At 36.7% G+C, this 12,413-nt stretch carries 12 protein-coding genes; all 12 read left to right on the plus strand.

The annotated features are described in order from the left end of the window. Positions 1-3: 3 nt before the first annotated feature. The 12 genes from BOC67_RS13150 (at position 4) to BOC67_RS13205 (ending at position 12,313) form a co-directional block, all read left to right on the plus strand. The gene (locus BOC67_RS13150; protein ID WP_291910790.1) at positions 4-1,098 is read left to right on the plus strand and encodes a hypothetical protein; all 1,095 of its coding nucleotides are present in this window, start codon (positions 4-6) and stop codon (positions 1,096-1,098) included. Positions 1,099-1,103: 5 nt separating this feature from the next. Beyond that, positions 1,104-2,447 carry an oligosaccharide flippase family protein gene (locus BOC67_RS13155; RefSeq protein ID WP_291910791.1) on the plus strand — a complete coding sequence of 448 codons (1,344 nt, stop codon included), beginning with the start codon at positions 1,104-1,106 and terminating at the stop codon, positions 2,445-2,447. Between the two features lie 152 nt (positions 2,448-2,599). Next, entirely contained in the window at positions 2,600-3,706 is a 1,107-nt protein-coding gene (locus BOC67_RS13160) for a glycosyltransferase family 1 protein (RefSeq protein WP_291910792.1), read from the plus strand. Next, a complete protein-coding gene (locus BOC67_RS13165) occupies positions 3,706-4,683 on the plus strand; it encodes a GDP-mannose 4,6-dehydratase (protein WP_291910793.1) in 978 nt (325 codons plus the stop codon). Before BOC67_RS13160 ends, BOC67_RS13165 begins: the two co-directional genes overlap by 1 nt. Next, positions 4,680-5,474 (plus strand): glycosyltransferase family 2 protein, encoded by a 795-nt coding sequence (locus BOC67_RS13170; protein ID WP_291910794.1) that lies wholly within the window; start codon positions 4,680-4,682, stop codon positions 5,472-5,474. The genes BOC67_RS13165 and BOC67_RS13170 overlap by 4 nt, the downstream gene beginning before the upstream one ends. A gap of 1 nt (position 5,475) precedes the next feature. After that, positions 5,476-6,639 (plus strand): O-antigen polymerase, encoded by a 1,164-nt coding sequence (locus BOC67_RS13175; protein WP_291910982.1) that lies wholly within the window; start codon positions 5,476-5,478, stop codon positions 6,637-6,639. Next, a complete protein-coding gene (locus tag BOC67_RS13180) occupies positions 6,626-7,402 on the plus strand; it encodes a glycosyltransferase family 2 protein (RefSeq protein WP_291910795.1) in 777 nt (258 codons plus the stop codon). Before BOC67_RS13175 ends, BOC67_RS13180 begins: the two co-directional genes overlap by 14 nt. A 7-nt stretch (positions 7,403-7,409) precedes the next feature. After that, the gene (locus tag BOC67_RS13185; RefSeq protein ID WP_291910796.1) at positions 7,410-8,210 is read left to right on the plus strand and encodes a glycosyltransferase family 2 protein; all 801 of its coding nucleotides are present in this window, start codon (positions 7,410-7,412) and stop codon (positions 8,208-8,210) included. A 1-nt stretch (position 8,211) separates the two neighbouring features. Beyond that, positions 8,212-9,162 (plus strand): NAD(P)-dependent oxidoreductase, encoded by a 951-nt coding sequence (locus tag BOC67_RS13190; protein ID WP_291910797.1) that lies wholly within the window; start codon positions 8,212-8,214, stop codon positions 9,160-9,162. A 15-nt stretch (positions 9,163-9,177) separates the two neighbouring features. Continuing rightward, positions 9,178-10,290 (plus strand): GDP-mannose 4,6-dehydratase, encoded by a 1,113-nt coding sequence (gene gmd / locus BOC67_RS13195; RefSeq protein ID WP_291910798.1) that lies wholly within the window; start codon positions 9,178-9,180, stop codon positions 10,288-10,290. A gap of 1 nt (position 10,291) precedes the next feature. Next, complete coding sequence (locus BOC67_RS13200) at positions 10,292-11,224, plus strand: GDP-L-fucose synthase (protein ID WP_291910799.1); 933 nt, start codon at positions 10,292-10,294, stop codon at positions 11,222-11,224. Positions 11,225-11,230: 6 nt separating this feature from the next. Next, positions 11,231-12,313, plus strand: a complete 1,083-nt coding sequence (locus BOC67_RS13205; RefSeq protein ID WP_291910800.1) for a mannose-1-phosphate guanylyltransferase — start codon at positions 11,231-11,233, stop codon at positions 12,311-12,313. Positions 12,314-12,413 lie beyond the last annotated feature (100 nt).

A 12,413-nucleotide genomic window follows, 5' to 3' on the forward strand; every position in this document is an offset into this window, starting at 1 on the left:
ATAATGGAATCTTCCTCAATCATGGATCGTGGTAATGTTGGTGATGAGGTCAATCTTAGAACCGTAATCCTTGAAATCAAATCATGGATTAAGATATTTAGGAGAAATTGGCTTTTATTTTTAATATGTTCTTTGGTGGGCGGAGGATTAGGCATACTTTATGCCAAATCAAAGAAACGTACATATATCGCAGATCTAACATTTGTCCTGGATGAAAATAAAGGAGGGGGATTAGGAGCGTACGCCGGGATAGCGAGTCAATTTGGAATAGATATTGGTGGCGCTTCCAGTAGTGGTATTTTTAACGGCGATAACATTATAGAGTTCCTGAAGTCTCGCTTAATGGTAGAGCAAACACTGTTAATGCCGGTAGATTCAAATAACAGTCAAAGTCTTGCGGATTATTATATTGACACGTATAACTTACGAAAGCGGCTTAAAATTGCACCGGATACAAAATTTATTTTGCCTGCAACAATAAACAGAGAAAATTTTTCAATTCGCCAAGACAGCATTCTTTTTTTACTGTATCAAAAAATAATCAAAGAAAATCTAATTATTGGAAAGAAAGATAAGAAGCTCAACTTTATTAATTTAAGTGTGGTATCAGAGAGCGAAATGTTCTCAAAATACTTTGCTGAACGATTGGTTGGTAAAGCAGCTGACTTTTATATCAAGACAAAGACGAAAAAGTCTAAGTCTAATGTAGACTTACTTCAATCAAAAGCAGATTCCATTGAATATTTACTGAATAAGAAAACCTATTCAGCTGCCTATTCCCAGGATTTGAATCTCAATCCGGCCCGAAGGGTGGCACTTGTAGGCTCTGAAGTAGCAATAAGAGATAAGGCAGTACTGCAAACGATGTATGCAGAAGTTGTGAAAAATTTAGAGTTAAGTAGGCTGGCAATGGTTCAAGAAACACCAATTTTCCAGTTAGTGGATTCTCCGATTTTGCCCTTACGTTCCGAAAAGCCAGGAATAATAAAATGCGTTTTTCTGGGTGGTTTGATTATGGTATTAATTACAGCTTTTGGCATTATATGTAAAGTTGTGTACAAAAAGTTAATGGTTGGACCTGAGGCCACGAAAATGTAATTGTAATGAGTTCAGACAAATTACGACAGGAGAGAAATAGCAAGGCTAAAAGGAATATTATTTACTCTTTTGTGCTGAAAGGCTTGAGTGTGGCATTTTCAATGTTATTAATTCCATTGTCTTTAAAATACCTGCACAAGGAAGACTTTGGTCTTTGGTTAACAATCAGTTCCATTGTCTCCTGGCTTGCTTTTTTTGACATAGGCCTAGCTAATGGATTAAGAAACAATTTAGCAGAAGCGATCGCCAAAAAAAATTACCAACTAGCAAAGGAACTTGTTAGTACTACTTACGCGTTATTGATGCTCATAGTAACTGGGTTTTTTATTATTTTCTTGGGATTTAACCAGGTTGCAGACTGGAGCAAAATATTGAATGCAGACCCACTATTGGCAGGGCCGCTAAGGACTGTATTTATAATAATTTTTGGTAGTTTTTGTATAAAATTAGTATTGGATATCATTAATACAATTGCCACTGCGGATCAAAACTCTTATATCTCGAACTATATAAATATGCTCATCAATGCAATTACACTATTGATCATATATTTATTGGATGCTTTTTCCGACGCTAAAAATCTAGTAACTTTTTCCTTTTACTATTCTATCGTTCCAATTCTTGTAACAGGGATAACGTCCATATTCTTCTTTACAGGAAAATACAGACAGCTTGCTCCATCTTTGAGATGCATAAATTTTACACATTCAAAAAAGCTATTATCTCTGGGCTTTCAATTCTTTTTTATTCAGTTGATTGTGATGATAATTTTCTCAACTGATAACTTTTTGATAACCAGGCTTTTCGGCCCAAAAGAGGTTCCGGCGTTTAACATTGCCTTTCGTTATCTTAGTGTGGTGTCAATAGGATTTGGCATTATCTTAACACCATTCTGGTCTGCAATTACAGAGGCCTATGTTAATAGGGATTACAGTTGGATTAAAAAAATTATAAATAAACTGATGCTTGTTTGGGGGCTTACAGTGATTGGGGTTATTATAATGTTTTTCATTTCTCCCGTCGTATATAAATACTGGATTGGGGATGAAGTCCAAATTCCTAAATCTGTTACACTATGGCTGGGAGTATTTGTCCTTATAAGCTGTTGGAATAATATTTTCGCATATTTTCTAAATGGCGTAAGCAAGTTAAGATTACAGCTATATACAAGCCTGGTTATTGGTATAATAAACATACCGATGGCCATCTTACTCAGCAGAGTTGATGGATTGGGGGTTACTGCAGTTGCAATAGCTAATTGTATTTCTTTGTTTATTCCCGGGATAATCATCCCAATTCAATATAAAAAGATAATCAATAATAAAGCAACAGGAATCTGGAATAAATAGTTCGGGAAAGGTACACGCTAGCCGTTACAAAATTCGATGCTCAAGGTATTGTGCGGAACAAGGTTGCATAAGTTTTAGCTCGTTTTAGCACTTCTTAAAATCCGCATTCACGGTCGGGTCGAAGGATTAAAATGGTGAATTAACAATTAAATATGAAGGTATTATACGATCATCAGACTTTCACCATGCAGGAATATGGTGGTATTTCCAGATATTTTTATGAACTGATTAGTCACGGACGGCAGGATAGAGAAATGGAAATTGATGTTTCTGCCTGGCTGACAAATAATGCATATTTAAATAAATCAACAAATGTTGGTTCACATTATTTTTTTCGGAGTAAACGCTTTCGAGGCAAATATCATATCATGAATATGATAAATAAAACTATTTCTGAAAAAAAAATCGGGAAAGGAAATCATGATATAATCCACCCAACATACTATGATCCGTATTTTCTGAATCATGTAAAGGGACAGGTTTTTACAGCAACGTACCTTGACATGATCCATGAAAAATTTGCGGATAAATTCGAAGTACTTAACGATAAGTCCATTTTTAGGAATAAAAAATTATTACTGGAGAAGGCGCCACGTGTAATAGCTATATCCGCGTCCACTAAAAGAGATATGATCGATATTTTTGGGGTGGATGGTTCCAAAATAGAAGTTATCTATTTGGGAAGCTCTTTCAAGGACGATGCGGTTAACATTGCTGAAAGGATTGTAATTAATCCGTATATCCTATTTGTAGGCAACAGATCAGGATACAAAAATTTTGATTTTTTTGTTTCTTCTATCGCCCCTATCATACATAAGCAAGCGGATTTGAAGTTAATTGCAGCGGGCGGTGGAGACTTTACTGATTCAGAAAGAGAATTACTCCGCCAATTGGGTATTGCCGAACAGGTGGAGCAAGTCAGGATCAATGATAAAGTATTGAAAAATCTATACAAATATGCAGAGATGTTTGTGTTTCCATCCTTATATGAAGGATTTGGAATCCCAGTACTAGAAGCATTTTCTCTCAAATGTCCTGTTGTGGTAAGTAATCGAAGTTCTTTACCTGAAATAGCGGAAGAGGCTGCAGTTTATTTTGATCCAACGGATGCTGATAGTATATACAAAGCTGTGGATAATTTGTTAGGCAATACAGCCCAACAACAGGAATTGAAAAGGTTGGGAACCTTACAAGAAAAGAAATTTTCTTGGGAGGCAACTTATATCAAGACAAAGAATTTTTATAAATCACTGATATAATGGTTGCAATAGTAACAGGAATTACAGGGCAGGACGGTGCATACCTTGCTAAGTTGTTGTTAAGTAAGGGCTATGAAGTAATTGGAATTGTTCGAAGAAATCATTCAATTTTACCGGAGAAGCTGGTATATCTGGGGATTATTGGCCGTGTAAAGCTTGTTGAATGTGATCTGATGGATATGTCAAGCGTGATTAATATAATCACCGAATATAAGCCAACGGAGGTCTATAATCTTGCGGCACAAAGCTCAGTTGGTATATCATTTCATCAGCCGATTGGTACCATACAATTTAATATTATTTCCGTCCTTAATTTACTGGAGGCTATCCGATTGTCCAGCCCGAATACAAAATTATATCAGGCCTCGAGTAGTGAAATGTATGGTAAAGTAAAACACTTGCCTGTTACTACGGATACACCAATGCATCCCTTGAGTCCGTATGCAATATCAAAAGCATCCGCTTACTGGACAATTGTTAATTATAGGGAGTCCTACGGATTATATGCATGTAATGGTGTACTCTTTAACCATGAGTCTTTTCTTAGGAGTCCTAATTTTTTCGTGAAAAAAATAATTAGCGAATCTGTTAAGAATAGAAGCAATACTGAATGGATATTAAAGGTGGGTAATATCGATGTAAAGAGAGATTTTGGTTTCTCTGTAAAGTATGTTGAAGCGATGTGGCTAATGTTACAGCAAGATACCCCCCAGGATTTCATGATTTGCTCAGGTAAAAGTATTACGCTTAGATCAATTATTGAGTATGTATTTAATCGTCTTGATATACCGTTAGCCAGATATAAGGTGGATAGTGAATTATTTAGGCCGACGGATATTGATGATATTTATGGAGATAATTCCATGGCTAAGAATATTCTTAAATGGGAGTATGACTGTGACTTTTATCAGGTGTTGGATATACTTATTGAAGAAGAAGAAAAAGCGATGGGCAAAAGTAAATCTCAGGAAAAATGAATCCGAAAATTTCAATCATAACGGTCGTATATAATGCTGAAAAGTTGATTGAGGCAACTATCAAAAGCATTCTATCCCAAACCAATACAAATTATGAGATGGTGGTGATTGATGGCGGTTCTACGGATAGAACTGTTGAAATTATTAACCAGTATAGGACCAGCATATCCTACTTTATAAGTGAAAAGGATAAAGGGATCTATGATGCGATGAATAAAGGAATTGCGGCAGCATCCGGGGAGTGGTTGTTTTTTTTAAATGCCGGTGATTTATTTGCCTCCGAACATGTCTTGGAAGAAGTAGCTGATGAATTAGATAAAGTGACCACTGATATAGATATGGTTTATGGAGACATCTGTTTTTATGACAAGCAAAGGGCATATGTATTCAGACAACAGACTAATCAGATAAAATTAAACCTTAATCCAATTTGTCATCAGGCAATTTTCACTCGGCGCGCAGCCCAACATCTGTTCGATTTAAATTATAAGCTTTGTGCAGATCACGCACATGCCTATCAGATTTTTAGAAGTGGAAGAAGCAAATACATGCCAGGTAGGGTTATTGCAAAAATGTTGATGGGAGGAGCAAGTAGCAATGTTAAGCAAACGACCAGGGAAAAATTCAATATTTCCTTTAGATATGGTAGAGTTGTCGACAAGACGGTGGCTGTGTTTTTTTGGATGTATAATTTTACAAAATTTGGAATCAAAAGATTGTTAATGATGGCAGGGGACAAATATTTTATTAAAATGCAAAGGCTCAAGAACAAAGTGGAAGGAGGTGTCTAATATGACGTTAAAGAATCCTGTTTATTTATATGTCTGTATATGGCTCGTCGTTTTAGTGCTTTATCAAATGCACTTAAGTAACGTTCTTATACCGCTTTCTGATGCGACAACAAGCTATGTAGTTGCATCTTGCCTTTCATTTGCGATACCAGGTATTCTTTTCTCAATTATTTGTATTGGCCGCCGAAATCCAACTCGTGAAATATATGTTCAAAGTAATGTAAATAACAAACTACGAATCCTCATTTATTTTTGGCTGTTTTTTACTGCCATAGAAACTGTATGTTTTGGTCCCTTTCCAATTCTAAGTTTTTTTGGAATACCAACAGCATTATATACAGAATGGGGTTTTTCCGGACTGCATGGCCTATTGAATTCTACCATAATCGTTCTCAGCAATTACAGCTTCTACTTTTTCTTATCTAAAAAGGATAAAAAGTATCTTCTGTACTTTTTCTTGTGTTTGATGTGGGCTATTATACTTGTGACCAGGCAGATGTTAATGTCAATGGTTATAGAGGCCTTTTTCATATTCTTTTTCACTGGACAACTGAAAATAAAAACAGTATTAAAAGTCGGGCTTATAGGATTTCTGATTGTTTTCATTTTTGGCTTGTTAGGTGATTTGCGATCTGGTGGAGACGCTTTCTTATATCTGGCAGATCCTACACCGGCATTTCCTACCTTTCTGCCATCTGGTTTCCTTTGGGTATATATATACATTACTTCCCCATTGAATAATATAAACTACAATATGCCTACCTATCAGCCCTTTACATTTTCTTTTACTGATGCTGCATCACAGTTGGTCCCCAGCGTCATAAGGGAGAAGATATTTGGCCCGCCTGCCGGAGAGTTTAAGCTGGTTAATGAGTTTCTAAACGTAGGAAGCGCCCATACGACTTTCTTGTCTGGGTTTGGATATAATGGTGCATTAATTGTATTTTTTCTAATGGGAATCTTCTGTACGTATGTATTTATGAAATATTGTAATAACAGGGTGAATATTAAGTGGATATTCATCCTTGTAGTACTCTGTCATAATATAACCATGTCCGTTTTTGTGGATTTTTTTACCAATCTCGTTTTTACATTCCAGATAATTTTGCATTTCTGGATAGGATCTTCGTTAAAACAGCAAGGCGCCAGATATGCAGAAATTTAGTGTGATAATACCAGTATATAATTCTGAAAAAACTATTTACAGAGCCATTAAGTCTGTTTTTGAGCAGAATTATGACAGTTTTGAAATAGTAGTAATAAATGATGGTAGTAAAGATCAGTCTCTGTCGGAAATTAACCGAGCCCAAGCGGAATTCGATAAAAAAGATATATTAAATGTCATAACCCTACCTACGAATAAAGGTGTTTCAAATGCGAGGAATACAGGGTGGGATAATGCAAGAGGAGAATATATAGCTTTTTTGGATGCGGATGATACTTGGCACCCCGAAAAACTATCCTATGTAAATGATGTACTCCGGAAAAATGATATAGCCATGTTTTGCCATTATTATGGGTTACCTGGAGATGATATTACTTTATCGGAGAATGGAATAAAACGGATTTCTTTTCCTCTTTTTTTGTTGAGAAATACTTTTCAAACTTCCTGTGTAATTATTAAAAGAACTATTCCAAACCGGTTTAATACAGAGATGTCACACTGTGAGGACTATGATTTGCTGCTAAAAATTTGTTATTATTATCCGTCCTATTATTCGAAAATGAAATTAACCATTCTCGGCAGGCCGCAGCTAACATCGGGTGGATTAAGCGCCAATAAATGGAAGATGCGGAAAGGCGAAATGAATATATATAAAAATTTATATAAATTAAATTTTATGTTTTTGCCCGTCGGATGCGTATTGATGGTATTCTCGTTGTTCAAACATATTTTCAAATTAGGGCATCTCAAGATTAAAAATTAGTCAATACATGGTGAATATTTCAATAGTTTTATTCAAACATCCTTGGAGCGAAATAAAACCTCTTGTAGACACATGTCTGCGAAGCGATTATGTGAATAAAATATACCTGGTGGATAATTCGCCATCCAGGATGGCGATGGAGGCTCTTTCTCCCAGAGTGGTCTATACGTTTACTGGAAAAAATTTGGGATATGGAGCCGGACACAACATTGCGATCCGGGAGAGCATCAAAGATGATATAAGATACCACCTTGTCTTGAATCCTGATATTGAAATGGAACCTGATATATTAGGTAAAATAATAGGATATCTTGATAAGCATCCGGACACAGCCCAAGTATTACCAAAAGTCTTCTATCCGAATGGAGAAGTTCAATATCTTTGTAAATTGTTACCGACTCCAATGGATCTGATCTTTAGACGATTTATCCCCGGGCGATTTACTGCAAAACGAATGGAAAAGTTCCAGTTGAAGTTCACTGGATATAATAAGATTATGAATGTTCCTTACCTTTCCGGGTGTTTTATGTTCTTGCGTGTTGCTTCTTTAAAAGAGTGTGGAATTTTTGACGAAAGGTTTTTCATGTATCCAGAGGATATAGACCTTACCAGAAGATTAAATAAAAGGTATAAAACCATTTTTTACCCTGATGTAAAGGTTATACATCACCATGCAGCAGAATCATACAAAAGCAAAAAGCTTTTATGGATACATATAACCAATATGATAAAATATTTTAATAAGTGGGGCTGGATTGACGCTGATCGAAATAGAATCAATAGAGAAATCTTAAAGCAATTTAATTAGTATGGCACATATTACAATAATTGGTGGAGCGGGTTTCATCGGTTCCGAACTTATTCGATGCCTGGCATCAACTCATAAGGTTGTTTCTCTTGATAAAAAATATAAAGATAAGAATACCGAAACTGAAAAATTTGTTGACGTAACAGATTTGGAATCATTAAGGACAGCTATTGGGCAGACTGACGTAATTATTTTGCTTGCAGCTGAACATACTGATAACGTTTCCCCTATATCTCTGTATTATGACGTTAACGTGCAGGGAGCTAAGAATGTGCTGGCAGTAATGGAGGAGAAAGGAATTAAGCGGCTTATTTTTACCAGCTCGGTTGCAGTTTATGGTCTTAATAAGGTTAATCCTAATGAAGAATCTCCTGTGGATCCCTTTAATCATTACGGTAAAAGTAAATGGGAAGCGGAAGAAGTAATGCGCCTCTGGTACAATGGGGATGCAGAAAAGGCCTTAACTATTATTAGACCTACTGTGGTTTTTGGTGAAGGAAACCGCGGTAATGTCTATAATCTATTGAAACAGATAAAGTCTGGTAAATTCTTTATGGTTGGCAACGGGGAGAATAAAAAGTCCATGAGCTACGTAAAGAATATAACTGATTTTATCAGGTTCTTGTTGGAAAAAGAAATAAAGGGTTATGAGGTATTCAATTATGCTGATAAGCCAGATCTAACAACCAACGAATTAACAGAACTAATTTATACAAAAATTAAGAATAAAAGTAAGCCGATAAGGATTCCTTATTTCATAGGATATATGGGGGGATTAACCTTGGACATAATAGCAAAGCTGACAGGTAAGAAATTTCCAATTAGCAGGGTGCGAATTGAAAAATTCTGTGCGACAACCCAGTTTTCCGCAGAGAAAGTGTCTAATTTAGGTTTTAAAGCCCCATATTCGTTGAAAGCAGGCTTAGAAAATACCATTGAATCGATATCCTAAAAACATAAAATAACAATGAAAGTAGCTCTTATAACGGGTGTAACCGGACAGGATGGCGCATACCTTACAGAATTCCTGCTTAAAAAAGGTTATGAAGTTCACGGTGTTAAGCGTCGTGCATCATTATTCAATACTGACAGGATTGATCATTTGTATCAAGATCCACATGAGAAGAACGTGCGTTTTAAACTTCATTATGGTGATTTAACAGATAGTACCAACTTAATTCGTATTATTCAGGAAGTACAGCCAGATGAGATTTATAATTTAGGCGCAATGAGCCATGTTCAGGTAAGTTTTGAAGCACCCGAATATACAGCAGATGCTGATGGAATCGGTACATTACGCATTCTCGAAGCAGTACGCATTTTAGGATTAACGCAGAAGACGAAGATTTACCAGGCTTCCACATCAGAGCTTTATGGCTTAGTGCAAGAAGTTCCACAATCGGAAAAAACACCGTTTTATCCGCGGTCTCCATACGCGGTTGCAAAAATGTATGCTTTCTGGATAACTGTCAACTACAGGGAAGCATATAATATGTTTGCCTGCAATGGTATCCTGTTTAACCATGAGAGCCCACTCCGAGGAGAGACTTTTGTAACAAGAAAGATCACAAGGGCAGTTGCCAAATTATCTTTAGGAATGCAGGATAAACTCTATATGGGTAACCTGGATGCCAAGAGAGATTGGGGACATGCTAAGGATTACGTCGAAGCAATGTGGCTGATTCTGCAACAGGAAAAGCCGGAGGATTTTGTAATCGCTACTGGTATCACAACAACTGTTCGAGACTTCATTAAAATGGCCTTTGCTGAGGTCGGTGTTACTATTGAATTCAAAGGTGAAGGAGTTAATGAAGTTGGTATTGTAAAGGAAAATAATAACCTTGACTGTCCTTTATCAGTTGGTCAGGAAGTTGTGGCAGTTGATCCAAGATACTTCCGTCCTACAGAAGTAGAATTGTTGATCGGTGATCCAACTAAATCCCAAACAAAATTAGGTTGGAAACCCAAATACGCTTTACCTGAACTTGTAAAAGAAATGGTGTTGGCAGATGTGGAGTTGTTTAAGAGGGAGAAACTTTTGAAAGACAACGGATATAAGGTCCTTAATCAATTTGAATAGCATGAAAGCTAACGATAAAATATATGTAGCAGGGCACAGAGGGATGGTGGGCTCTGCCATTGTAAGAAAGCTACAGCAGGAAGGCTTTAAAAATATAGTGGTGCGGACCTCCAAGGAGCTTAATTTGCTTGATCAGGCAGCTGTAGCTGATTTTTTTGAAGAAAATAAGCCTGATTATGTGTTTCTAGCGGCTGCCAAAGTCGGTGGTATTATGGCAAATAATACTTTTAGAGGGCAGTTTATATACGAGAACCTGATGATACAGAATAATGTAATTCATCATTCTCACCTCAATGGTGTAAAAAAGTTAATGTTCCTCGGCTCTTCCTGCATCTATCCAAAGCTGGCGCCTCAGCCATTAAAAGAAGAATACCTGCTAACGGGACCACTGGAACCCACCAACGAGCCATATGCGATCGCTAAGATAGCTGGTATTGAAATGTGTGACGCTTATCGCGCCCAATACGGGAGTAGCTTTATTTCTGTAATGCCTACCAACTTATATGGGCCAAATGATAACTATGATCTATTGAGCTCTCATGTTTTACCAGCTTTATTGCGTAAAATGCATGAGGCGAAAGTAAATAATAGCACTGAAGTTGTTATTTGGGGTACAGGTACGCCGTTGAGAGAGTTCTTGCATGTGGATGATATGGCTGATGCTTGTTTCTTCCTGATGCAGCATTACGATGAACCCGGCCTGGTAAATATTGGAGTTGGCGAGGATATAAGTATTAAAGATTTAGCAGAGTTAATCAAGAGGATCGTAGGATTTAAGGGTGAACTTGTATTCGATTCCACTAAACCTGATGGAACCCCGCGTAAACTGATGGATGTATCCAAACTTCATAGTTACGGCTGGAAAGCGTCTATAGGATTGGAAGAAGGAATTGCGAGAGTTTATTCGGAGGTCAATCAAAATAACTGGATATAAAAATTTATGAAAAACTCAGGTAACTATGTTTTTATCATGGCAGGTGGCGTTGGTAGCCGCTTCTGGCCAAAAAGCAGGAATAGCTTTCCGAAACAGTTTATTGATATTCTTGGAATGGGACAATCTTTGTTGCAATTAACATTCAAGAGATTCTTGAAATTATGTCCTGCAGAAAACATCTATGTTGTTACTAATAGTATATATAAAGAATTAGTTCAAACGCAACTTCCTGAAATGAAGTCGGAGAATATTCTTTGTGAACCATCCAGGAATAATACTGCCCCATGCATTGCATATGCAACTTTTAAACTGGCAACAATGAACCCTGATGCCAATATGGTGGTAGCTCCGTCCGATCACTTCATTCTGTATGAAGATGTTTTCATCCAGAGTGTTAAAAAAGGACTGGAAGAGGCTGCCCAAAATCCATATCTGGTAACATTAGGAATTACGCCAACTCGACCAGATACTGGTTATGGCTACATCCGCTACGATAAAAATGTAGGAACCGGAATTCATAAAGTTCTTCAGTTTACTGAAAAACCTAACGTGGAAAAGGCGGAGGAATTCTTAGCAAGTAAAGAGTATGTATGGAATGGAGGAATATTTATTTGGAATGTAAAAACTGCAATTGCTGCTTTTAAAAAGTACGCTCCTGAAATGTATTCTCTGTTCCATAATGGGAATGGCTACTATAATACAACCCAGGAGCAGGCCTTCATTGATAGTGAATATCCCAAATCACCCAATATTTCCATCGATTATGCAATAATGGAAAAAGCAGATAATGTTTATACCATCCCTGCTGATTTTGGCTGGAGTGACCTCGGTACGTGGGCTTCACTGTATGAAGTTGCAGAAAAAAAAGAAAATGCTAATGTAAGCAGCAATACCAATTTATACCTGGAAGACTCAGCTAATAACATAATTCATTTGCCGTCACAAAAACTTTGTGTAATCAAAGGATTAAAGGATTATATTGTGGTTGATGAAGACGATGTGCTGTTGATTTACCCAAAAAAAGATGAGCAGGAGATCAAAAAGGTAACTGAAATTCTGAAAAGTAATAACCAAAATCATTACTTATAAAAATGGAAAATACCCCGGCGCTTAAACGACCGGGGTATTTTCATCTTAATATTAATTGCCTGACTGTCATATCATTTTGTTGAAAATATTATCTTTGCTA

The organism is Chitinophaga sp. CB10, assembly GCA_001870995.2.
In the GTDB taxonomy this organism is placed as follows: domain Bacteria; phylum Bacteroidota; class Bacteroidia; order Chitinophagales; family Chitinophagaceae; genus Chitinophaga.